The sequence below is a fragment of the Gordonia soli NBRC 108243 genome, from assembly GCF_000334455.1.
GTDB lineage: Bacteria > Actinomycetota > Actinomycetes > Mycobacteriales > Mycobacteriaceae > Gordonia > Gordonia soli.
This window is the reverse complement of sequence record NZ_BANX01000005.1, coordinates 178,798-202,648: the sequence shown is the minus strand read 5'-3', so window position 1 is coordinate 202,648 and position 23,851 is coordinate 178,798. Positions and strand designations below refer to the sequence as shown.

Below are 23,851 nucleotides of genomic sequence, written 5' to 3'. Positions count from 1 at the left end.
CCCTTGCGGCGAGAACGATCGTTCTCTACAGTAACAGCATCGGCGGAGAACGATCGTTCTCCTCACACCCCGATCGTCGAGGACACCGACCTGTCACCGACGACCGACGCCGATGACAACCGAATCACCGAGGCGCAGTACCGATCCACAGGAGGACCCATGGGCTACATCACCGTCGGCAAGGAGAACTCGACCGACATCGAGCTGTACTACGAGGACCACGGCGCCGGTCAGCCGGTCGTCCTCATCCACGGATATCCGCTCAACGGGCACAGCTGGGAACTGCAGGCGCGCGAACTGCTCGACGCCGGCTACCGCGTCATCACCTACGACCGCCGTGGCTTCGGCGCCTCCAGCAAGGTCGGCACCGGGTACGACTACGACACCTTCGCCGCAGACCTGAACACCGTCCTCGACACCCTCGACCTACGCGACGTCATCCTCGTCGGATTCTCCATGGGCACCGGCGAACTCGCGCGCTACGTCGGCCGCTACGGCGCCGACCGCATCGCGAAGCTGGCGTTCCTCGCGTCCCTCGAGCCGTTCCTGGTCAAGGCCGACGACAACCCGACCGGCGTGCCCCAGGAGGTCTTCGACGGCATCCACAAGAACGCCTATGAAGACCGCTACGCCTGGTACACCGCGTTCTACAAGGACTTCTACAACCTCGACGAGAACCTCGGCACACGCATCTCGCAGGAGGTCGTCGACGCGAACTGGAACCTGTCGGTCACCAGCGCGCCGGTCGCCGCCTACGCCGTGGTCCCGACCTGGATCGAGGACTTCCGCGCCGACGTCGCCAAGGTCCGTGAGTCGGGCAAGCCTGCGCTCATCCTGCACGGCACCGCCGACAACATCCTCCCGATCGACGCGACGGGCCGCCCGTTCCACGAGGCCTTCCCCGAGGCCGAGTACGTCGAGATCGAAGGCGCCCCGCACGGTCTGCTCTGGACCCACGCCGAAGAGGTCAACAAGGCCCTGCTCGGCTTCGTCAAGAAGTAGTCCCGGCGCACGGTCGACGGATTCGAGCGCACGATCGACGCACCCGAGCGCACGGTCGACGAGCGCCTGCTGACCCGCCCCCGTCCTCCCGCGATCCGGGAGGGCGGGGCGGTCCCATCTACACCGTCGAGTCCACACCGCTCGATCAGGGACGCGGATGCCGCTCGTAGAAGTCCAGATGCGCTGCGGCCGCGGAGGACCACGTCAGCGAAGCGGCCAGTTCTGCTCCGCGCCGCGCTCGATCGGGGTCGGGCTGCAGGGCCTCGCCCAGCCGATCCGCGAGTTCGCCGACATCCGCCGCATAGGTCACCGACTCACCGAAGACCTCGTGCAGGATGGGCAGGTCTCGGGCGACCACCGGTCGCCGCGCGGCCAGCGCCTCCATCGCGGCGAGCCCGAAGCCCTCCTTCGTCGACGGGAAGGCGAACACGTCCGCAGCCGCCACCAGCGACGGGAGATCCGGCTCGGGGACCGCACCCAGCACGATCGGCTCGGTACCGAGAGCGTCTCGCCGACTCTCGAATTCGGCCCGATAGCCGCGATAGTCGAACAGCGTCTCTCCACCGGCGAACACCAACGCGAGATCGGGATGATGCCGCCGCAGCAACGCATGTGCCTCGAGGAGGTCGATGCTGCCCTTCCTGGGCTCGATGCCGCCGACCGCCAGGACATACCGTCCGAGTCGGTCCCGCCATCGCCGACGCGCGGCGACTGATTCCGGGGCGTCGTCCGCTGCGGACTGGAACCGATGCGCAGCAACACCGTTCGGTATCACGGCCGGATGGAGGTCCCAGCCGTCACGCACCTCTCCCGCCACGGCCTCCGACACACAGATCCGCGCATACGGTGCGACGACGGCCTTCTCGTGACACTCGACCAGCACCGGGGTGGTGAACTGATCGAGGTGGTGGATGGTGCGGATACACGTCCCCACCGCGTTGGCACTGATGCAGTCCTGCGCGTGCACGATGTCGTACTCGTCGGCCCGGAAGCCCGTCCGCATCGTCTCGATGGAGCGGACGATCCGATCGGTGACCGACTCGTCGGGGACATCGGCGAACGGGATCAGTTCTACACCGACAGATGGGTCGACCGGACGGAAGAAGCCCTGATCGCCGCCGCGCGCCAACGACCACACCGAGACCTGGGCCCCCTGGGCAGCAAGCGCTTCGGCCAGATTGAGCGTGTGGACGACGCCGCCGCGTGGACGCGTCGAGTAGGTCGCCAGCGCGATCCGCGGGTTCACTGCTGGACCTGCCCGCTGTGATAGGCGTCCGGCCGGAGTTCGGCCAGATGATCGAGAACCCTTCGAGCACGGCCGATCTCACTCTCGACATCGGCCGACACCGTCGCCATACCGCCCTTCGACCGCGTGGTCGCCAGGATCTCGCCGCCCGGCCCGACGACCTTGGCCTGCCCCAAGAACCGCAACGAGCCCATGACGCCGGTCTGGTTGGACGACACCACGAAGATCTGGTTCTCGGCAGCACGCGCGCAGTCGTACAGATCGAACAGTCGGGACTGCCGGTCGGCGGGGAGGCGGGCGGCCCGGTCGGTGACGCTCGCCGGCCATGCCGACAGTGCTGCCACGATGCGGGCGCCACCGGTGGCCAGCGCACGCGCCGACTCCGGGAACGTCTTGTCGTAGTCGATGAGCATGCCCATCCGGCCGACCGGGGTGTCGAAGGGGGCGAACGCGTCTCCCGCTGCATACGCCAGTGACTCGCCTGCCGGTTGATGCACCTTCCGGTGGTGTCCGAGTACGCCGTCGCCGGTGACACACGCCGCCGCGTTGTACCGCAGTCCGCCGGCGGCCTCGGTGTAGCCGATACAGACTGTCATGTCACCAGCCGCCTGCGAGATCACCGACAGCTCCGGGCCTTCGGGGTCGAGTGCGGGTGGCAGCTCGTCGAGGTCCGGCGCGCGGAGATCACCGAGGTAGCCGCCGATCGTCGCATCCGGGAACACCAGCAGGTCGACGCCGTCGCGGGCGGCCGACTCGATGATGCCGACCGCCTTGGCCACACCGCGGTCGACGTCGCGCCCGAAGTGACCTGCCAGGGCGCCCATGGTCACCGTTCTCATGTCACCACAGCCATGTCAGCGGACTCTACTGTGCGCGAGTCGGGTGCGCGGCCGACCGACAGCGGACGCGCGGGCGCCCGACGCCGTCCTCTGCATCCGGGGATACCCGTCACGCCGCGCCCAGACCGGTGACCGTCGACCGCACCGCCACCGTGGTCTCGCCGTCGGGCCAGCGCAGGCGTACCCCCGGAGCAGACGTCAACACCCCGCAGGCCGCCGCCGACACCGGCGCGCGATCCGGAATCATCGGCGCGCGATCCGCGACCAGCATCGCGAAGCCCGGGAAGCAGGTGAGCCAGTCCCTCATCGTGGCTGCCGACGGACGCGGCACCGCCGCGATGTCCAGTTCGACGCCGGTACCGGACGCTTCGGCCAACATCCCTGCGGTGCCGGCGATCCCGGCCATGCTGACATCCTTCGCGGCGGCCGGACGGAGCTCGGCCACCAACCCGGTCATCCGACGCAGATCGTCGGCGCTGCGCGTACTGGTGCTGTCCCACTGGCGGCCGTGGTGTCCGGGACGCCAACCGCCGCCGAGATCGGCGAGAAGCGAGAGGGGGTCGCCTGGCCGACCGGCACCCGCGCGTACGGGACGCTCGGTCCGTCCCAGCGCCGTCACCGACAACGCGGACGGTACCCCGACCTGCGTGTGACCACCGAGCACGGGCGTCGCCCACGCGTCTGCGGCTGCGGCGATCCCGCGCACGATCCGGGTGAGGTGTGACCGTGTCGGGGCGCCGACGGCATCGAGGAGTCCGACCGGTGTGGCGCCCATCGCCGACAGATCGTTGATGTTGACCAGGACCGAGCACCAACCGGCCCACTCGGGATCACGCTCGACCATCGACGGCAGGATCGCGTCGCATGCGGCGATCACGTCGGTACCCGGCACAGGCACGCCGTCGTCGCCACGGAAGCCGGCCTCACCGAGCCCGCCGGGCTGATCCGTGAACGCCGACAACACCTGCGCGAGCATCGCCTTGGTGCCGTCGGTGACACGCTGCACCGCGTCGATCGGCCACCGCATGAGTCGGTGATCGCATCCACCGACCGACGGGGCCGTCCCCCGGTCCTCCCAGCCGACCGACCGGAACAGCGCCCGATGGCGGCTCTGGACCGACGCCTCGAATCGGAGGACTCCGCGCCCCTCCGCGTGCGCGCAGGCAGATCTGATCAGTGCGGCGCCGACCCCCCTCGTCGCACCGGTCCGACCGACCACGAGTCGACTCCCGGTCCACCACCCCAGGTCGACGTCGAGCACCGGGGCGAGCCGAACGCCGCCGAGGACGTCACCGTCCGCCGACACCGCGACCAGGACGACGCAGCGTTCGTCGAGATCGACGTCGTCACAGTCGGTGTCGACGAACAATTGCTGCCGCTCGACGAACTCGGCATGACGCAGCCGGTGGTACGCGGCGATCTCGCGGCAACTCTCCGCCACGCGGATCAGGTAGGGCGTCATCGGCTCCCGGCGCACCCCCGCCAGGATGGAGAGATCGTCGGCGAGCAGCGTCGGCGTGACTACCGGTGCGGGGTTGCGTGAACCGTCCAACACGGTCGCTCACGCTCCTGCGGTCTGCAGCATGCTGCACGCACCGCAGGCGGCGCACCCGGCCCGCTGCTCGGTGCCCGCCATCCCGACGAGTCGGAGGTGTGACGCCACCTCGCGTGTGACCTTCTCGACCACCGCGGCGTCGGGAGCGGATGCGCGATCGACGTCCACGGCCAGCGTCCCGGCGTGGGGACGGAACGGCACGATGAAGGGATAGACCCCCATGTCGGCGAGTTCGCGTGCCCCGGTGATCATCTCGTCGGCGTCCTCGCCGAGACCCACCAGCAGATACGTCGACACCTGATTGCGGCCGAACACCCGGACGGCCTCGGCCCAGGCCGAACGGTACTCGTCGAGCGATACGGTCGCCTTGCCCGGCATCCAGCGTCGGCGCACCCCGTCGTCGAGCGACTCGACGTGGATACCGATCGCATCGGCACCGGCGTCACGCAACTCCTGGATCACCGAGAGGTCGGCCGGCGGCTCACACTGCACCTGGATCGGCAGTTCGGGGACCGCGGCCTTCACGGCCCGGACGCACCGCGCCAGGTGTCGTGCGCCGCGGTCGCGTCCGTTGGATGTCCCGGTGGTCATCACCATCTGCCGGACTCCGTCGAGATCGACCGCCGCACGGGCGACCTCGGCCAACTGATCAGGCTTCTTGACCGCGACCGTGGAGCCGGCCCGCAACGACTCCTCGATCGAACAGAAGCGGCACCGTTGGTCCTCGCCGTACCGGACGCACGTCTGCACGACCGTGGTGGCCAACACGTCGCGGCCGTGCAACCGCGCGATCTTCTCGTACCCGACGCCGTCTGCGGTGGTCAGATCGTAGAAGCGCGGGCGCCCGATGCCGCGGACCTCGACCCCGACGTCGGCGCCGTCGTAGAGGACGCGGTCACCGTCGAAGACGAAGGGACTGTCCGGGTTCCGCGGGATGGCCGCGGGCAGCCCGTCGATCAGCACGTGGCCGTCATCGGTGGGCCCGGCCCCGCCCGTGCGATGGACCGGCGGTGTACCGCGGATGCCGAGCAGGGCGAGATCGACTCGCGTGGAAACAGTCATGAGGAGCTCCGTTCACTCGGAAGGTGCGGGGTGGCGGTGCACGGCATCGTGGATCGTCACCTCGGATCTGCTCGTGGGGCGGGGACGGCCCGTGGGCCGGTATGCGCTGCGCCGTGTCTTCCCCGCACCGTTGCGCAGAGGTCGGCGCGCGATGGTGATCGATGTCGGCCGAGCGCGGTGTTCCAGTCGCCCCGCGGCGTACCGCAGGATCTCGTCGGGATCGACATCCGCATCGCCGACGTCGACCACCACCGTGATCTCCGGATGGGGGGCGGTCGACGATCCCTCGTCACACCGGCCGGTCACGACGGCATCGCGCACCAGCGGATGAGATTCGACGACCTGCTCGACGTCGGCGGGATAGACCACACCGGAACCACATTCGATGACATCGCCCGCGCGATCCAGGATCGTCAGATATCCGTCGGCGTCGACCGTGCCGACGTCGCCCAGAGTGTCCCACCCGTCGGCAGTGCGTCGTGACGCGGCGCCGCGGTAGTCGTAGGTCGCCATACCACCCCGCCGCATCCACACCAGACCGGCTCGGCCCGGGCCGAGCTCGTGCCCGGCATCGTCACGGATGCTGATCTCGGTGCCGCCGATGGGTCGGCCGACGCTGCCCGGGTGGGCGAGCCACTCGGCGCCGGTGATCATCGTCAGCCCGTTGGACTCCGTGCCGGCGTAGACCTCCACGACACGCTCTGGTCCGAGCCAGTCGATCAGTGCACGCTTGTCGGCAGCCGGACATCGTGCGCCGATGTGCAGGATCGTCTCCAGGACGGCCATCTCGGCGGGATCCGGCCGGTCGGGACCCAGGCGCAGGAGTCGTCGGATCGTACTGGGCGAGAGCAACGTCCAGGTTATGCCGTGTTCGGCGACGAGGGCTCCGAACCGATGCTCGTCGAAACGAGGCTCGACGACCAGCCGGTGTCCGGCCGTCAGCCCCCGGAACGCGTAGGTGAACGCCGCCGAGTGCCACAGCGGCGCGGTCACCAGTTGGACCGCGTCGTTCGGCAGGAACACCGCGACCGGCTGTTCCGGGTCGACCATCGCGGGGGCCGACGCCCGGACGATCTTCGGACGTCCGGTACTGCCCGACGATGTCGGCGCCTTCCAGCACGACGCCGGGCGGTCGGACAACGGTGCATCCGAGAACCGTTGCGTCACAGCGGACTCGGTGTCCATCCAGGTGATTCCGGTGACGGGTTCCATCCCGACGGCCAGCGCGGGACTCCCGAGTCGTTCCAGTTCGGCGCGCTCTCCCGTCGGCAGATCTGGGTCGAGGAGCAGCGGCGTGGCCCCGGCCTTCCAGATCGCCGCGCAGGTGACGACGAAGGGGATGCCGTTGCCCATCGCCACCGCGACGGTGTCGTCGTGGCACACCCCGGCGTCGACCATCGCCCGGGCGAGACGATTGCTGCGCGAGTCCAGTTGCGCAGCGGTCACCTCTGTGAGGCCGGCGGTCACCACGACGTCGTCAGGGCACCGGCGGGCCCGCTCGGTGATCGCCTGTGCGATCGACATCACGGCCATCGCTCCTCCTACTGCGGTCGGAATCAGGGGGTCGGGGGTCGGGTCAGGTGCCGGTGGCGACCATCAGCCGCGGACGCCCCACGGCTGCGGCCACATGTTCCGCGATGTGCCGCGCGTCCCGGTCGATGCCGAGGAACCGGCCGGACCCCCAGGTGTGCATCCACGGGAGACCGACGAAGGACAGTCCAGGCACCTCGGTGACTCCGCGCGTCTGCATCGGACGGCCGCCGCCATCGAATGCGCTGGCCTCGATCCAGCGGTAGTCGGGCCGATACCCGATGGCCCAGACGATGGACGCGACCCCTGCGGCCTGCAGATCGAGTTCGATCGGGTCTGCTTCGGGTGCCCAGACCGCCTCGTATCGCGTCGGCGGTGGGGCGTCGATCCCGTTGTCGCGGATGTGACGATCGATGTCGGCGCAGATCGAGTTGTAGACGGAGTCGGCCTTGTCGAGGGCGGCGGTGAGGGTCGGCGCGAAACCGAGCATCGAGTCCTTGCCGTCGGTCAGCGTGCCGTAGAGCCGCATACCCTCCCTGGCGAACTGACGCAGATCGACGTCCCGACCGCCGTCGCGGCCGGTCACATAGTGATTCGTCTTCTCCTGGGCGGCCTTGCCTCCGGGATACTCTCGGGTCGGGGTGTCGTAGAGCCCCATGTCGGCCAACCAGGTCATGCAGTCACGGCCGCGGTAGGTCCGCGCGACCCGCGGTGCGTTACCGATGGCCAGGTGAACCCGTCGCCCCGCGAGATGCAGGTCCTCGGCGATCTGCGCACCCGACTGACCGGACCCGACGACGAGTACGGCGCCCTCGGGAAGCTGCTCCGGGTTGAAGTACTCCTCCGAGTGGATCTGTACGACAGAGGAATCGATGGCCGGCGCGAACGACGGCACGACCGGGAGCGGATATCCGCCAGTGGCCACCACGACCTGATCGCAGGTGATCGTCTCCGGCTCGGTCCGGTTCCCGTCGACACCGCCGACGAGGGTGAGTTCGAAGCCACCCGATTCGACGCGGGCGAGTCGGGTGACCGTGGTGTGGGTGCGGACCGGCGGGGTGAAGGTGGTCAACCAACCGTCCAACCATGCGACCACCTCGTCGCGGGTCATGAAGCCGTCGGGCTCAGGGCCGTCGTAGGAGTACCCCGGCAGGCGGCAGTGCCAGTTGGGGGTCACGAGTGTGAAGTTGTCCCAACGCTTGTCGGTCCAGGCATGGACCGGGGTCGCCGCCTCGACGACCAGGTGGTCGACGCCTGCGCGTCCGAGGTACCAGCTGACCGACAGGCCGGCCTGGCCGGCGCCGATCACGACGACGGGATGGTGGGTGTTGGTCGAGGCACGATCTGTCGTGCTCATGGGATCTCCAGGTGGTCTGGTCGTTCAGGGTCGTCGAGGTAGTGGTGGCGTCATCGAGAGGATCTCGACCGACGCGGTGTCCGGATGGCGATCTGCCGTCGCGATGATCTCCGCGGCGGTGGCGGCCGCCGAGGTGCATGCGAAACCGAACTTCGCGCGCACCCGCTCGGCTGCCTCCGTGAGCGCGGTGGTGGACCGTTCACGGAAGTCGGAGACCGTGTAGGTGGCGCCGACGGCCAGGTGGTCGTGCATCACCAGACTCGGCGAGTAGCACTGCTGGGTGGTGCCGTCCGGCCATCGCACGGCAAAGGTCATCTCAGGCACTGGCAAGGTCCCGCCAGTTCGCGGATCCGGTCGGATCGAGATCGGTGAGTGGACCGTATGCGTCGGGGCGGCGGTCGCGGAGATGGAACATCCCACCGCGCATCGCGGTGAAGGTTCCGCTGATGTCGACGTCCGCCACGGCCATCCCACTGTCGAGCAGGGTCGAATCCAGCACGTTGCCACCGGGATCGACGATCTTGGCGTTGCCGACGTACCGCAACGACCCGAAGGTGCCTGCCTGGTTGGCTGCGATCCAGAACACCTGGTTGTCCAGAGCTCGTGCCATGTCGAACAGGTTGAACCGGTAGGTCCACCGGTCCTCCTGCAGGTTCTCGGCGGTGGCGGTGCGCGCGGCCGGCCACGCCGAGAGACTCGCGATGATCTCCGCGCCGTCGAGTGCCATCACGCGTGCCGCCTCCGGAAAGGCCTTGTCGTAACAGATCTGGAGACCGACACGTCCCACCGGGGTGTCGAACACCCTGTAATCGGTTCCCGACGAGTACGACATGTTCTCGCCCAGTGGCTGATGCACCTTGCGATAGCTGCCGTAGATGCGGTCACCGTCCAGGACTGCCGCGGCGTTGTACCGCGTGACACCGTCCTCGGCGAGCTCACAGAAGCCGATCGCGATCACCAGGTCGCCGATGATCGACTGGACCCGCGCGATCTCGGGTCCGTCCAACGAGATGGCCGGTGGCAGTGATCGGTTGGTGTTCTTGACGGTGTCTCCGTGGTTTCCCAGCGAGGAGAGATAGCCGCCGATGGCCGCTTCCGGGAAGACCAGGAACTCGACGCCGCGGGCGCGTGCCCGCTCGGCGTAATCGGCGATGGTCGCGTAGTTCTGCTCGAGGTCGCGGGTGAAGTTGGCCGCGACGGCTGCAATGGTTGTCATCTGGATTCCCTGATCGAGAGTCGATTCGGCGATCCGACTCAGACCATGTAGGTCGAGTTGATGATCGCGCCCTTGCGGGCGTAATGGATGATGGCGTCTTGCACGTCGAGCGGATGTGCAGGGATGACGCCGGCGATCAGGTCCTCTTCGCGACCGCCGTGCAACGCGAGTCCGAAACGGCAGGCGAAGACCGTCCCGCCCTCCGCGATGAACGTCTCGAGGGCGTTGTTGATATTCTGTTCACCCGGGAAGCCGGAGTCGCCGGTGGTCGGGAACCCGCGTGTCGCAAGGGCATTGATCGCACCCGGACCGTAGAAGTAGATGGCCGACTCGAAACCCTTGCGCAGCGCACGTGTGGCCTGCAGGACCGCGACGAATGACACCGACGACTCATGCGCGATGCCGTGGACCAGGGTGAAGTAGGTCTCGCCGTCCTCGGCCTGGTAGTCGGGGAAGATCTTGGTGCCGCCGTAGATGTTCGAGCCCTTCGGCAGCGAGGGGTGCGGGATCTCGGCCACCGATGCGGCGATGTTGTCGGTGATGGTCTGGTCGAAAGAGGACACGAAAACTCCCAGGTGACGACGCCGAGGACGACCCGGCGGATACGGATCAGGCCTCGTTGCCCGAAGGGAACGGAGCAGCGACGCTCCGTGGTGAGTAGCCTGGTGGCTACGAGATACAGTTCAGCCCTGATCTATTACGCAGTGGTTACCGGTGGAATAATTGAGCGGCCGATCCGCGTAACATGGCTCGCCCCCGGCATTTTCGTAGCGCGAACACGCGGATACCGCCGGTTCGCGCTACGGATTCGGTGCGTCAGCGGTCGGGGTAGGGCCGGCGCGCGGTCTCCGGATCGCCGTAGGTGATGGCCCGCTCACGCCGGGAGTCGGTGAGCAGGGTGGCGGCCCAGGTGAGGATCGTGCCCATCCGGTTGCGGATCCCGGCGAGGAAGGCGATGTGGATGACGCCCCACGCCAACCACCCGATGAACCCGTGCAGGTTGAGACGGCCGCTCTCCACGATCGCGTGCCGCCGCGCGATGTACGCGGCGTTGCCGAGGTCGCGATACTTGAACGGACGACGTCCCTTGCCGGACAGGGTCTCCGCGATGACCGCACCCGCGTGACGACCACCTTGCATGGCGACCTCGGCGACGCCCGGTAGGTCGTCGAGCGCACTCATGTCCCCGACGACGAAGACGTTCGGGTGCCCGGCCACCGACAGATCGGGCTGCACCGGGATACGTCCGGATCGATCCTGTTCGACCCCGAGCGTCGATGCCAGGGCCTTCGCGAACGGCACCGCCTCGACCCCGGTGGTCCAGAGCGTGGTCTTGGTCGGGTACCGCACCGGAGTACGTGGCTCCGCCTTCGGCGTCACCTCCACGTCGTCGGCCGTGACATCGGTGACGTGGACACCCAGGTGCGTCTCGACGCCGAGGTCGTCGAGCGTGGACTGCGCGTGCTTCGACAGCCGTGCGCCGAACGAGGGCAGCACCCGATCGCCGCCGTGCAGCAACAGGACCCTGGCCTCTGCGGTGTCGATGCTCCGGAACTCGTTCTCCAGTGCCAGCGTCGCCAACTCCCGGATCTGGCCGGCGATCTCGACGCCGGTCGGGCCGCCGCCGGCGACGGCGAATGTCAGCCACGGGCGCCGCTGCTCGGCATCTGGTAGCGACTCGGCCATCTCGAAGGCCGCGATCACCTTGCGACGGATGGCGAGTGCGTCGTCCAGGGTCTTCATCCCCGGCGCGAACCGCGCGAAGTCGTCGTTGCCGTGATACGACGTCCGCATCCCCGCTGCGACGACCAGGTAGTCGTAGCCGATGTCATAGGTCGACCCGTCGAATCGGCTGACCGTGACCGTACGCGCCGCGGCATCGACCCCCGAGGCCTCGCCGAGCGCCACCTCGGCGTTGCGCTGTCGACGCAGCAGGTGACGGATCGGACTGGAGATCGCGCCCTGGGACAGGAGACCGGTCGCGCACTGGTAGAGCAGCGGTTGGAAGAGATGGCTCGTCCCCCGGTCGAGGACGGTCACCGACGCATCGGCGTGGGCGAGTCGACGGGCGGCATGTAGTCCACCGAATCCACCGCCGACGATCAGGACCCGGGGTCGGCCGGAACCTCGCCCGACGGCACCCCGCCGCACCGCGCCCCGACTCCCGACACCCCGACCCGCGGCACCACCGTCTGCCGGGTCGCTGCCAACCACATCGTCGCCGCTCACCACATCACGCATTGTCGCAGACGGCTACCCGACCAACGGACGGTTCACACTCGCGACACCCCCCGATGGACGATCGGATCAGCTCCTCACCCGAGGGCGTTCACCTCTTGCTGACGACCGGCGACCAGGTGCAGCAACGGGAACGGCCGGCCGTCCGGATCGGTCGCCGATCGACCGGCGACGGTGAACCCGTGCCGCAGATAGAACGCGACCGCGGCCGGATTCTGCTCGTTGACGTCCACCGCGAGGTCGGGATGGCGACGCAGCGCGTCGGCGAGAAGAGCGGACCCGACACCTGTTCCACGATGGTCGTCGTCGACGAACAGCATCTCGAGCGTGCCATCCGCGAGTCCCGCGAAGCCGACGGCCCGCCCGTCGACCTCGGCGACGGTGAGCGCGACCGCGCCGAGGTACTCGCCGGCGATCCGTTCGGCGTAGTGGTCGATGTCGGCCGGCGTCAGGAAGTCGTGCGTCGCGGTGACTGCGCTGCGCCAGATCTCGACGAGGCGATCGTGTTCGGTCGGGTCGGCAGGGCGGAGATGGATGTCTGGGCGCTCGATCTCCGGACGCCCCGACGACGCAGGTCCCGCTGTCGGTGCGAAGACGTGCGCGGCCACCCACTGCAGCAGGATCACCGTCTTCGCGTCCCGGATCCGGCCGTCGGCGATGCCTGCGACCGCATCGTCGACGTCCATCTCGAGCACCTCGATGTCCTCGCCCTCGTCGTCGAGTCCACCACCGTCGTCGACGCGATCGGACGGCGAGTACTCGGCTGCGAAGAAGTGGACACGCTCGGTGACCGACCCCGGGCTCATGAAGAGGTCGAACAGGTGAGTCACCGTTCCGACGCGGACGCCGGTCTCCTCCTGCGCCTCGCGGCGGATGGCCGACACCGGGTCGTCGCCGTCGAGCAGCCCGGCAGCCACCTCGACGAGGAGACCGTCGGGGTGATCGTTGACGTACGCCGGGAAGCGGAACTGTCGGGTCAACAGCACCGTCCGGCGGGCGCGGTCGAACAGGAGGATCGCGGCACCGTTCCCACGGTCGTAGGTCTCCCGCATCTGGGTCTCCCACCGGCCGTCACGCCGACGATAGTCGAAGGTGTTGGCACGCAGGACATGCCATCCATCGGACCGCACCTCGACATCACGCACGACGACGTCGGGATTGCGGTCGAGGTCGCGTCCGATCCGGTCGAGTCCGGTCCGCCCGCGACGGTCGGGGATGTCGGCGCCGGGTCGGCGGCTCTGGTCGTCCTGGGTCACCCGGTCATTCTCCTCGGGTTCGCAAGTGGGTTCTCGGCATCGGTGATCGTGGCCGTGAGATCCGCGAGCGGAAAGGCATCGCGCCGACACCCATCCGATCCGAATGGCGGCACCGAAAACCGGGTACAGCGCATACGACACAGCCACCCTGGATTCGTTCTGCCCACACACGGAGGTCACGCATGTCGCCGACAGACGACGTACGTCACGCCTCACCGCGGAGTTGTACCGGAGCCGGCCCCTCCGACGAGCTCGCGTTGGTCGAGGAGATGTTGACCGCGCAGGTCGGCCACCACGCCACGAAGCTGACCGGCGTCAGTGACGAGCTCCAGCAGGTCTCCGACGCCGTCACGGAGATGGTTCGCGGCGGCAAGAGATTGCGCGCGGCGTTCTGTCTGGCCGGGGCACACGGCTCGGCCAGAGGCGAGGTCGTCCCCGGTGCGGTCGAGATGGCGGCCGCGATCGAACTCTTCCACCTCGCGGCCCTCGTACACGACGACCTGATGGACAACAGCGATCTCCGTCGTGGACAACCGACGGTGCATCGCCGGTTCGCCGACGAACACGTCCGCAGTCGCCGCCGCGGGAGTGCCGACGGGCACGGTTCGGCGGTGGCCGTGCTGGTCGGCGACATGTGCCTGTCGTGGTCGGACGATCTCGCGACCGCAGCGGCGGACACACTCGACATCGACGGACGCCGCGCCGTGCGTTCGATGTGGTCGGCGATGCGCGACGAGGCCTACGGCGGCCAGTTCCTGGACATGCTGAGTCAGACCGAGGCAGCCACATCGCGCGACCGCACGCATCGCGTCCTGCGCTACAAGAGCGCGCGATACACCGTCAGCCGTCCGCTGGGCCTCGGCGGAGCCCTCGGTGGCGCACACCCGGAACTGCTCGCCCGGTACGACGAGATCGGACTGGCGGCCGGCGAGGCATTCCAGCTCCGCGATGACGTCCTCGGCGTGTTCGGGGACGAACACGTGACGGGCAAGCCCGCCGTCGACGACATCCGCGAGGGCAAACGCACGCTGCTGATCGCGGTTGCCGAGGAGCGTGCGGGTTTCGCCCAACGACGCGTGCTGTCCCGACATCTCGGGAACTCGGTGGTGACGTCTGCCGACGTCGAATCCGTTCGCGAGGTGCTGCGCGACACCGGGGCGGTCGAGGCGGTCGAGGATCGCATCGACACGCTGACAGGTGATGCATTGTCGATGGTCGACGAGCTCGACGTCGACACGCACACCCGCCAGTGCCTCGCAGAACTGATCCACCGATGTGTGCGTCGTCGCTCGTGATCCACGAGAGCCGTCCGGACCGACGACGGGACGGTTCGTCGTGACGAGCACAGCCGGGCCGGTCGTGGAGTTGCGAGTCTGGGGCGTGGATCGTGTCGCCACCGCCCTCGGTCGGATGGCGACCGGCCGACGCGCACTGGCACGGACACCCGGCGTCCGCTTCGCGAAACTGCTCGGTACCGCATCGGGCGACAGCTTCACGCTCGCCGGCGCCGACGCTCGACACTGGGCCGCTCTCACCGTGTGGGAGGACGACGCCGCGGCCCGCGCGGGCAAAGACGCCCACGCCGTGCGGCAGTGGCGATCGGCCAGCAGCGAGGAACTCCGGATCTCCATGCGCCCTATTCGCTCTCGCGGCACGTGGTCGGGTGTGGATCCCTTCACGGATGTGGACTCTCATGGGTCCGCGACCTCCTGGCCCGGGCCGGTGGCCGCGCTGACCAGGGCTCGTCTACGACCGACACGGATGCTGTCCTTCTGGCGCGCCGTACCGCCGGTGGCTGCTGCTCTGGGGCATGCAGACGGGGTCCGACTGGCGCTGGGTGTCGGCGAGTTCCCGATCGGTGTGCAGGGCACCTTCTCGGTCTGGGACTCGGCGGATGCCTTGGCCGACTTCGCTTATCGCACAACGGCTCACCGAGGCGCGATCCGGGACACGACTCAGCGACGGTGGTACGCCGAGGAGATGTTCACCCGGCTGGCGGTCACCGGCGTCGAAGGGACGTATCGAGGGCGGCCGGCGTGATGCGGGGCCATGATCTCCATCCCGTCTCCCGCGGATTCGGGGCCCACACCGGCCCGCTCCCCGCCGTCGATCGCCGCCCACCACGGCGAGATCGGTGGGGTCGGACCGGGATCACACTCGCGTGGACGTTGTTCCTCGCCACCGTCGGGGTGCAGATCGCGTTCCCGCTGACCGGCGGCGGCAATCTCGCACTGACCGTGGCCAGCGTGTCGCTGCTGACGGCCGCCACGCTGACCCATGTGATCGTGACACGGGGATACCTGTCGGCCTCGGCCGTGGTCGTCGTGGTCGGCGGAGGCGGCCTCGTCGCGGAGGCGGTCGGCATCCGCACGGGCTTCCCCTTCGGCACATACGACTACACGGACGGCCTCGGTCTCACGATCCTTGGCGTACCCGTGCTGGTCTCGATGGCCTGGATCATGATGGCGTGGCCCGCACTCGTGGTCGCGCGCCGCCTGGCCGGCTCCCATGGTCGCCTCACGACCTCCATTGTCGGCGCGTGCGCGCTGACGGCCTGGGATGTCTTCCTCGATCCGCAGATGGTGGATCAAGGCAACTGGGAGTGGCGGTATCCGACGCCGTCGCTGCCGGGCGTGTCCGGCATCCCGCTCACCAACTTCGCCGGGTGGCTGGTCGTGTCGTTCGTGATGATGGCGATTCTGGATCGGGTGATCGGTGGGGCCCGAGCGGCGACCACCGAATCCCGTACCGGGGGTGATTGCCTGCCGATCGCGATCTACCTGTGGACGTACTTCTCGTCGGTGCTCGCGCACCTCGCGTTCTTCGGCCGCCCTCCGGTCGCCCTCACCGGCGGAATACTGATGGGGGCGATCGCGATTCCGCTGGTGGTGGTGCTGGTCCGACAGGTCGCCGATGCACGTCGCTGATCTCCGGCATCGCGTGGTCGGCCTCGGGTCCGCCCTCGCGATCGTGTCGCTCGGACTGACCGTCGACAACGCGATCCGTCTGAGGCGACCCGATCCTGACGCGCCGCCGGCACCGGAGCCGCTGTCGGTACTGGTGCCGATGCGTGACGAGTTGACCCATGCCGCTGGGTGTCTGGCAGGTATCACCGCGGCCGCGGACCGTTGGCCGGGTGAGGTCCGGATCGTCCTGCTGGACGACGACTCCCAGGACGGCACCCGCGCGGTGCTCGATCGTGTCGCCCATGCCGACCCGCGTGTCTCGGTGATCAGCGGCACCAGTCCGCCCGCGGGGTGGCTGGGTAAGTCGTGGGCGTGTCATCAGTTGTCGCGCGCCGCTTTTCACGACGGCACACTGATCTTCGTCGACGCCGATGTGCGCCTGGAACCGACGGCGTTCGTCGCCTCGGTCGCGTCTCTCCGAGCACTCGACCTCTCACTCGTGAGTCCGTACCCGCGTCAGGAGACCGTCGGCGTCGGCGAACGGTTGGTACAACCGCTGCTGCAGTGGTCGTGGCTGAGCACGCTGCCGTTGCTGCTCGCCGAGCGTTCGCCGCGACCGTCGCTCTCCGCCGCGAACGGCCAGTTCCTCGTCATCGACGCCGGGGTCTACCGACGCAGCGGTGGCCACGCGGCGGTGAGTGCGGAGGTGCTCGAGGACATCGCACTGCTACGGGCCGTGAAGCGTGTCGGTGGGCGAGGGGTGGTCGTCGACGGCAGCCACCTCGCCACCTGCCGCATGTACGAGGGTTGGGCAGAGGTCCGCGCCGGCTACCGCAAGTCGCTGTGGTCGGCATTCGGGTCGACCGGGGACACGTGCGCGGTGGTGACCGTGCTGCTGCTCGCCTATGTCGTCCCGTTCGCGGCGATGCTGACCGGCTCGCGCGTCGGCTTCGTGGGCTACCTGGCAGGTGTGTTGTCGAGGACGGTCGCCGCACGCCGGACCGGCGGTCGGATCTGGCCCGACGTCGCAGCGCACCCGGCGTCGATCGTCGCATTCGCGGCCCTGACGGCGGATTCGATCGTCGCGCGACGCCGTGGCACCCTCCGATGGAAGGGCCGACCGGTGGAGGTGACCGGATGAGCCGGATCGTGGTCATCGGTGCAGGCGTCGGCGGGCTCGCCGCGGCGATGCGACTGCAGGCCTCAGGACACGACGTCCTGATCCTGGAACAGGCAGACGAGGTCGGCGGCAAGCTCGGTGTGATCGACCGGGAGGGCTTCCGATTCGATACCGGACCGTCCCTGGTGACGATGCCCCACATCCTCGAGGAGACCTTCGCATCAACGGGTGCGTCCGTGCACGATGCCCTGTCCCTGGTACGACTTCGCACCGCCGCGCACTACCGCTTCCCCGACGGTGTCGAACTCGACATGCCCGGCGACCTCGTCGACGTCCCCGGCGCCGTCGACGCCGCACTCGGTGTCGGGACGGGTGCGCAGTGGATGGCGTTCCTCGAACGTGCACAGTCGATCTGGGACGTGACGCACGAACCGTTCCTGGAATCACCGATGGGGCTGCGCACGATGGTCCGGGGTCTGCGCACGCCGTCTCAGGTGACCACGATCGCTCCGTGGTCGAGTCTGCGCGCGATCGGCAACCGGTACCTGCACGATCCACGGTTGCGACAACTGCTCGACCGCTATGCGACCTATACCGGCTCCGACCCGCGACGGGCCCCCGCGGCCCTCGCTTCCGTCCCGTGGACCGAGCAGGCCTGGGGTTCCTGGTACGTGCACGGGGGACTGTGGGAGATCGCGGCGGCACTCCGCGACCGGTTCGTCGACCTCGGCGGTCAAGTGGAACTCGGGGTCGCAGTCGATGGGATCAGCACCACGCGCTCCGGGGCGGTCCGCGGCGTCACGCTCGCCGGAGGCGACGAGATCTCGGCAGACGTCGTCGTCGCGAATGCCGATGCGCGCCAGGTGTACAGCCATCTCGTCGATGGTCGGATCGCCCGACGTGTACGTCGTCGGATCGAGCGCAGCACTCCCTCGCTGTCGGGGTTCGCGATGATGCTGGCCGTCGACGACGCGCCCCGACTGCCACACCATCAGGTGCTGTTCGCCGAGGACTACGACGCCGAGTTCGACGCCGTCTTCGGGTTGCGCGGTCCGCCACGCCCGGTCGAGCGACCCACCGTGTACATCTGCGCACCAGACGACCCGACCGTCGTGCCGACGCCGAGATCTGCCGCGTGGTTCGTACTGGTGAACGCACCGCCGCACGCGCCGGGCCGCGGAATGGACTGGGATGAGCCGGGATTGGTGCCGTCGTACGCCGACCACCTGGTGGATCTGATGGCCGACCGCGGAGCCGATGTGCGAGGTTCGATCCGATTCCGCGAGATCATCTCGCCCGCCGACCTCCAGCGACGCACCCTCACCCCTGGTGGTTCGATCTACGGATCGTCGTCCAATGGGGCGCAGGCAGCATTCCTGCGGCCCCGCAATGCATCTCCGGTCCCGGGACTCTTCCTGGTCGGCGGATCGGCGCATCCGGGCGGCGGTCTGCCGCTGGTACTGTTGTCGGCGCGCATCACCAGCGGATTGATCGGTCCGGCCTGAATCCGGCCGTAGGCGGGTGTCACCCGCACACACGACTCCCCGATGCGATCCGGTCTCGCTCGCAGACGGAGGCTCGCAGAGTCGGTCAGGCACGGGGGAAGGCCCGGGTCCCGACCAGCACGACGACGAATCCGGTCGCGGCGAGCGCCGCACCGACCCCCGCGACAGCGGGGAGGCCGGCCGATGTCGAGAGCACCCCACCGCCGATGAGGGCGCCGACCGCGATGCCGATGTTGGCCGTCGAGTTGATCCACGCGCCGGCGATCTCGGGGGCATCGGCCATCGTGCGGACGGCCGCGGTCTGGAACATCGCCGGCACACCGCCGAAGACGCCGCACCACACGGCGACCGCGACCACGACCACGGCGAGCCATGGCATCGACATACCGACGCCGACCATCGCCGCGACCAGGAGCGCGATCACCGTCAGCACCACCGTGCGCTGCCGACGGTCGATCGATCGACCGGTGAGCAGCAGCCCGAACAGCCCACAGACACCGCAGACCAGGAGCAGCGGACCTATCCACCCCTGGGCTGCGCCTGCGGTCACCAGGATCACGCTGACGTAGGTGTACAGCGTGTACTGCCCGACGAAGGTCAACATGTTGGCCGTGACCACGGTCGCGAGGTCACCCCGCGTTCCCGGCGCCCGCGCGGGCCGGACACCGATGGCACCGGCGACCGCGGGCAGGTGCCTTGCCACCAGGACCACCACGGCTGCGGCCACCACGGCCAGCGTCAGGAAGGCGCCACGCCATCCGATCAATGACCCCAACGTCGTCGACAACGGGACTCCCAGGACGAACCCGGCAGTCGATCCGCCGGCGACGATCGCGAGGCCACGGCCGACCGAGCCCGACTCGACGACCTTCGGCACGTAACCGATGCAGACGGAGAAGAAGAGGGCGTGCGCGAGCCCACCGACAACGCGACCGCCGGCGACCACGGCAAACGTCGGCGCGAGCGCGATCATCACGTTGCTCACCAGGTACGCCGAGACCGTGGTCACGATCAGCGGCTTGCGGGCCACCCGCCGCGTCGCCACGGTCAGCGGGACGGAGAAGATCGCGACCATCGCCGCGTAGACGGTGACCAACGCACCCGTCCGCGACTCACTCGTCCCGAACGCCTCCCCCAGCGCCGGCAACAGACCGACCGGGAGCATCTCGGTCGTCACCGCGAGAAACGACGCGAGGCCCAGCGCGAGGAGCGCGGGCATCGTGCCGCGAACGCCGGACGCGCTCGGTGCAACAGAGGTGGTGACAGCCATACGGGCCAATATACTCAGACGAAGAGTTTATTCAAATGGGATGATGGCGCTCGTGTCCGTCCCGACCCAGGGGCCTGCCACGGCAGGTCTGCACAGTGCCGCGCGGCTGATCGATCTCGTCCGCACCCGTCCCGAGATCACCCGTGCGGAGGCCGCCCAGGAACTGGGCATGGGCAGTGGTGCCGCCACGGGTCTGATGAAGCGCATGCGACGCGATGAATTGCTGGACGAGACCCCGGCCCCGGCGCGTGGCCGCGGTCGCCCGACCACCGTGCTCCGCCCTCACCCGGACGGCCCGCTGGTGATCGCCGTCGAACTGAGCCCCACCGGATGGCGCGTCGCCACCGCGGCTCTCGACGGCGATCCCACGGTCCACGTCGACACCCCACGGCTGGGCTCCGACCCGCAGGAGGTACTCGCCGCCATGGCGGGTGCGATCGCCGCGGTGCACGGATCCTCTCCCGACCGTGTGCGTGCGATCTCGGTGTCGGTTGCCGGCACCGTCAGCGACCAGCGGCTAGTGCAGTTCACAAGGCGCGGTTGGATGGACGTCGACCTGTCGGCCCTCACCGCCGACCTGCCTCCCGGCATCGACCTCCCGCTGCTCGTCGACAACGACGCCACCCTGGCGGGTCTGGCCGAGGCCCGGATCGGGACCGCGACGGGCGTGTCGCCGGTGCTGCATCTGATCATCACGGTCGGTATCGGCGGCGCACTGATCGTCGACGGCGTCCCCGCTCGAGGGGCTCGCGGCAGCGCAGGCGAGTACGGACACATGCCGTTCGGCGATCTGACCCGCCGATGTCCCTGCGGCGCATACGGATGCTGGGACCTCACCGTCGACGGCCGAACCCTCGCCGCCCGCCTCGGTGACCCCGACCCCGACGATCCACGTAGCTACGCATACCGGGTTCTCGCTCAGTCGGACCGGAACCCCGCCACGCAGTCGGCCCTCGCCGACGTCGCCGCATCCCTCGGTCGGGGCATCGCCGGGCTGGTGAACATGCACGATCCCGAGGTGGTCACCCTCGGCGGACTGGCCGCCCCGCTGCGCGCCGCCGAGCCCGAACGATTCCTCGCTGCATACGAATCCGGCCTCATGTCGTTCCGCAAGGCGGCGCCACCGCCGATCATGGACGGAACGCTGGGCGAGGACGGGCCGCTGCGCGGTGCCGCGCTGAACGGTATCGACCTGGTCACGACCATCGACGGACTCGCCGGATGGCTGGACCGCTGAGCAGGTGGGGACTCAGACCGGCGTCGGACCTGCCGACCGATCCCCCTTGAGCCGCTTGCTGATCAGCTCCGCACTGATCAGGCACATCGGCAGTCCGATACCCGGGCGGGTGCTCGACCCGGCATAGAACAATCCGTCGACCTTTCGAGAGCGGTTACCCGCCCGGAGAAACGCGCTCTGTCGCAGGGTGTGTGCGGGTCCGAGCGCACCACCCGACCACGAGTTCACGTCTGTCACGAAGTCGTCGGGACCGATGGTGCGGCGCACCATGATCCGCTCGCCGAGATCCTCGATGCCCGCCCACTCCGCGACCATCTCGATCGCGCGATCGGCGATCTGTTCGACCGCTGCATCCCCCGCCCCGTCGACACCTCCGCGTCCGATACGTGGGTCCGCCGGCATCGGTACGAGTACGAAGAGGTTTTCGTGTCCAGCCGGGGCCACCGACGAGTCGGTCGCCGAGGGCCGGCAGACGTACAGCGAGGCGGGAACGGGCACACGTGTGGGATGTTCGAAGATGGCGTCGAAATTGGTGGTCCAGTCCTCGGTGAAGAACAGCGAGTGGTGCGCCAGTTGCGGCAGGGTGCCGCGGACACCGAGGAGTACCAGCACCGCTCCCGGGCCGGACGTCGCACGATCCCAGAAGCGCTGGGGAAAGGTCTGTTCACGTATCGGTAGGAGTCTGGTCTCGATGTGATGCAGGTCGGCGGCGCCGACCACCACGTCGGCCGGCAGGCTGCGCTCGGTCCCGTCGCCGGACCGGATTCGTACACCCGCGATCGCCGAACGACGTCGGATGCCGCGCCGGCGTCGGGTGACTATCGCGGTCGCGGTCGTATCCGTACGAATACGAACACCTTTCGCGCGTGCGACCCGTACCAGTGCGTCGACGAAGGTGGTGAAACCACCGTCGGGGTAGCGGACCCCCTCGGCGAGGTCCAGCGAACTCATCAGGTGGTACATGGCCGGCGTCCGATCCGGTGACGACCCGAGGAACACCGCGGGATAGCCGAGGATCTGACGCAGTCGGCGGTCGGTGAAACGTTCGGCGACAAAGGACTGCAGCGAACGGGCCAGCAGCTTCGCGAGAGTGGGGGCATGGCGGAGGACGTCCGGGTTCAGGAACGCCCGCGGGGAGTCGAAGTTGGTGTAGAGGAAGCGATCCACCGCGATGTCATAGGCGAGACGGCCCGACTCGAGGTAGCGACCCAGTGCGTCACCGGCTCCCGGCTCGACACCGTCGAACACGGCTCGGCTCCGCGTCTCGTCGCTCTCGATGTCGATGGGCGACTCGTCCGGACCGTAGAACACCCGATAGCCGGGCTCGAGGCGGACGAGATCGACCTGTTCGGTCGTCGAGGTTCCGAGCATCGCGAAGAAGTGGTCGAAGACCTCGGGCATCAGCCACCACGACGGTCCGGTGTCGAATCGGAAGCCGTCGCGCTCCCAGGATCCGGCGCGTCCGCCGAGTTCGGCGTTCTTCTCGACGAGTTCGACATCGTGGCCATCGGCGGCCAGCAATGCGGCAGTCGCCAGCCCGGCCACTCCACCACCGATCACCACCACCCGATCGCGGCTCATCGCTGTCCCTCCGCACCGCGACGTATCGGCCGTCCGCGCCGGCGTGCCGCTGCCGCCACGATCCGGAGCTTCATCGGCGTGGGTACCCGGACCCGGAAGGCGCGCGCCCGTGACGGGGTGGATGCGCGCAACCGATCGGTGAGCTCGGCGAACAGGTCGTGGGCCGCACACACCGCGACCCGACTCCGACGAGGGAGCGATGGGATCATCGCGGCGGCCGCAGCGAGATCGTCGTCGATGTCGGCGATCCAGTGCTGCCAGGTGATCTCGGCGGGATCGTCGACACGTCGACCGACGAGATAGTCGCGGCCGAGGCCCTCCGAGTCGTCCCCGACATCGCGCAGGAAGTTGATCTTCTGGAACGCAGCGCCCAGATGTCGAGCGCCGGCGGACAGCTCGGTGTATCGGAACTCGCGCGCGGGTTCGGCGGCGAGGAAGGCCCGCAGGCACATCAGACCGACGACCTCGGCGGATCCGTAGATGTACGCGGCCAGGCTGTCGGCGTCGTGCTGTGCGCGGTCGAGATCCATGCGCATCGAGGCGAAGAACGGCGTGATGAGTTCCTCGCCGATCAGGGTTCGCCGCGCGGTCCGGGCGAATGCGTGCACGACGAGATTCGCACTGGCTCCGGTGCGGAGCGCTCGGTACGTCTCCTCCTCGAGGAGGTCGAGTTCACGCCGTCGTTCGGCGACGTCGTGGCCGGGTCGCGGAGCGTCCACCACCTCGTCGGCCACCCGGACGAGTGCGTAGATGTTGTGGACGTCGACCCGCACCGAGTGACCGAGCAGTCGCGTCGCGAGCCCGAAGGACGACGAGTAGGAGTTGATGACCAAGGCCGCACTGGCATCGGCGACCGCGTCGTAGCGCAAGTACGGTCGCAGGCTGTCGAGGCGGCCCGATGTGTTGACCATCCGTCGACTCCTCGTCCTCG

At 68.6% G+C, this 23,851-nt stretch carries 21 protein-coding genes; 7 read left to right on the top strand and 14 right to left on the bottom strand.

The annotated features are described in order from the left end of the window. Positions 1-159: 159 nt before the first annotated feature. Complete coding sequence (locus GS4_RS03885) at positions 160-1,002, top strand: alpha/beta fold hydrolase (protein WP_007617708.1); 843 nt, start codon at positions 160-162, stop codon at positions 1,000-1,002. A 145-nt stretch (positions 1,003-1,147) separates the two neighbouring features. On the opposite strand, the gene GS4_RS03880 is transcribed toward GS4_RS03885, so the two are convergent. The 11 genes from GS4_RS03880 to GS4_RS26460 all read right to left on the bottom strand — a co-directional run bounded on the left by GS4_RS03880 (position 1,148) and on the right by GS4_RS26460 (position 13,301). After that, on the bottom strand, positions 1,148-2,248 hold the full coding sequence (locus tag GS4_RS03880) for an MSMEG_0565 family glycosyltransferase (protein ID WP_007617706.1): 1,101 nt from the start codon (positions 2,246-2,248) through the stop codon (positions 1,148-1,150). After that, positions 2,245-3,087, bottom strand: a complete 843-nt coding sequence (locus GS4_RS03875) for a carbon-nitrogen hydrolase family protein (protein ID WP_040509425.1) — start codon at positions 3,085-3,087, stop codon at positions 2,245-2,247. The genes GS4_RS03880 and GS4_RS03875 overlap by 4 nt, the downstream gene beginning before the upstream one ends. A gap of 109 nt (positions 3,088-3,196) precedes the next feature. Further along, on the bottom strand, positions 3,197-4,642 hold the full coding sequence (locus tag GS4_RS03870; protein ID WP_007617702.1) for an MSMEG_0567/sll0787 family protein: 1,446 nt from the start codon (positions 4,640-4,642) through the stop codon (positions 3,197-3,199). Positions 4,643-4,648: 6 nt separating this feature from the next. Next, positions 4,649-5,704, bottom strand: a complete 1,056-nt coding sequence (locus GS4_RS03865; protein WP_007617700.1) for an MSMEG_0568 family radical SAM protein — start codon at positions 5,702-5,704, stop codon at positions 4,649-4,651. A gap of 12 nt (positions 5,705-5,716) precedes the next feature. Then, positions 5,717-7,237, bottom strand: a complete 1,521-nt coding sequence (locus GS4_RS03860) for an AMP-binding protein (protein WP_007617698.1) — start codon at positions 7,235-7,237, stop codon at positions 5,717-5,719. Between the two features lie 43 nt (positions 7,238-7,280). Then, entirely contained in the window at positions 7,281-8,591 is a 1,311-nt protein-coding gene (locus GS4_RS03855; protein ID WP_007617696.1) for an MSMEG_0569 family flavin-dependent oxidoreductase, read from the bottom strand. Between the two features lie 24 nt (positions 8,592-8,615). Then, positions 8,616-8,915 (bottom strand): MSMEG_0570 family nitrogen starvation response protein, encoded by a 300-nt coding sequence (locus GS4_RS03850; protein WP_007617694.1) that lies wholly within the window; start codon positions 8,913-8,915, stop codon positions 8,616-8,618. After that, a complete protein-coding gene (locus GS4_RS03845) occupies positions 8,908-9,807 on the bottom strand; it encodes a carbon-nitrogen hydrolase family protein (protein ID WP_007617692.1) in 900 nt (299 codons plus the stop codon). The genes GS4_RS03850 and GS4_RS03845 overlap by 8 nt, the downstream gene beginning before the upstream one ends. A gap of 38 nt (positions 9,808-9,845) precedes the next feature. Then, on the bottom strand, positions 9,846-10,370 hold the full coding sequence (locus GS4_RS03840) for an MSMEG_0572/Sll0783 family nitrogen starvation response protein (protein ID WP_007617690.1): 525 nt from the start codon (positions 10,368-10,370) through the stop codon (positions 9,846-9,848). A gap of 253 nt (positions 10,371-10,623) precedes the next feature. Next, complete coding sequence (locus GS4_RS03835) at positions 10,624-11,958, bottom strand: NAD(P)/FAD-dependent oxidoreductase (RefSeq protein ID WP_007617688.1); 1,335 nt, start codon at positions 11,956-11,958, stop codon at positions 10,624-10,626. Positions 11,959-12,122: 164 nt separating this feature from the next. After that, positions 12,123-13,301: an acetyltransferase gene (locus GS4_RS26460; RefSeq protein ID WP_007617686.1), complete on the bottom strand. Its 1,179-nt coding sequence runs from the start codon at positions 13,299-13,301 to the stop codon at positions 12,123-12,125. Between the two features lie 182 nt (positions 13,302-13,483). Here GS4_RS26460 and GS4_RS03825 point away from each other — a divergent pair, with 182 nt between their 5' ends. The 5 genes from GS4_RS03825 to GS4_RS03805 are packed head-to-tail and all read left to right on the top strand — an operon-like array spanning position 13,484 to position 18,832. Next, a complete protein-coding gene (locus GS4_RS03825; RefSeq protein WP_007617684.1) occupies positions 13,484-14,596 on the top strand; it encodes a polyprenyl synthetase family protein in 1,113 nt (370 codons plus the stop codon). Positions 14,597-14,636: 40 nt separating this feature from the next. After that, positions 14,637-15,341, top strand: coding sequence for a hypothetical protein (locus tag GS4_RS03820; RefSeq protein WP_007617682.1), 705 nt, complete (start codon positions 14,637-14,639; stop codon positions 15,339-15,341). Then, on the top strand, positions 15,341-16,228 hold the full coding sequence (locus GS4_RS03815) for a carotenoid biosynthesis protein (RefSeq protein WP_083862632.1): 888 nt from the start codon (positions 15,341-15,343) through the stop codon (positions 16,226-16,228). The genes GS4_RS03820 and GS4_RS03815 overlap by 1 nt, the downstream gene beginning before the upstream one ends. Continuing rightward, positions 16,215-17,348: a glycosyltransferase family 2 protein gene (locus GS4_RS03810; RefSeq protein WP_007617678.1), complete on the top strand. Its 1,134-nt coding sequence runs from the start codon at positions 16,215-16,217 to the stop codon at positions 17,346-17,348. The genes GS4_RS03815 and GS4_RS03810 overlap by 14 nt, the downstream gene beginning before the upstream one ends. Then, a complete protein-coding gene (locus GS4_RS03805) occupies positions 17,345-18,832 on the top strand; it encodes a phytoene desaturase family protein (protein WP_007617676.1) in 1,488 nt (495 codons plus the stop codon). The genes GS4_RS03810 and GS4_RS03805 overlap by 4 nt, the downstream gene beginning before the upstream one ends. An 85-nt stretch (positions 18,833-18,917) precedes the next feature. Here the strand turns inward: GS4_RS03805 and GS4_RS03800 are convergent, their stop codons facing one another. Then, positions 18,918-20,102, bottom strand: coding sequence for an MFS transporter (locus tag GS4_RS03800; protein ID WP_040509423.1), 1,185 nt, complete (start codon positions 20,100-20,102; stop codon positions 18,918-18,920). 43 nt (positions 20,103-20,145) lie between these two features. Here GS4_RS03800 and GS4_RS03795 point away from each other — a divergent pair, with 43 nt between their 5' ends. Beyond that, positions 20,146-21,339 (top strand): ROK family transcriptional regulator, encoded by a 1,194-nt coding sequence (locus tag GS4_RS03795; protein WP_174343991.1) that lies wholly within the window; start codon positions 20,146-20,148, stop codon positions 21,337-21,339. Between the two features lie 12 nt (positions 21,340-21,351). Here the strand turns inward: GS4_RS03795 and crtI are convergent, their stop codons facing one another. Together crtI and GS4_RS03785 are read right to left on the bottom strand one after the other, a co-directional pair. After that, a complete protein-coding gene (gene crtI / locus GS4_RS03790) occupies positions 21,352-22,920 on the bottom strand; it encodes a phytoene desaturase family protein (protein ID WP_007617670.1) in 1,569 nt (522 codons plus the stop codon). Continuing rightward, positions 22,917-23,831, bottom strand: coding sequence for a phytoene/squalene synthase family protein (locus tag GS4_RS03785; RefSeq protein WP_007617668.1), 915 nt, complete (start codon positions 23,829-23,831; stop codon positions 22,917-22,919). Before GS4_RS03785 ends, crtI begins: the two co-directional genes overlap by 4 nt. Between the last annotated feature and the right edge of the window lie 20 nt (positions 23,832-23,851).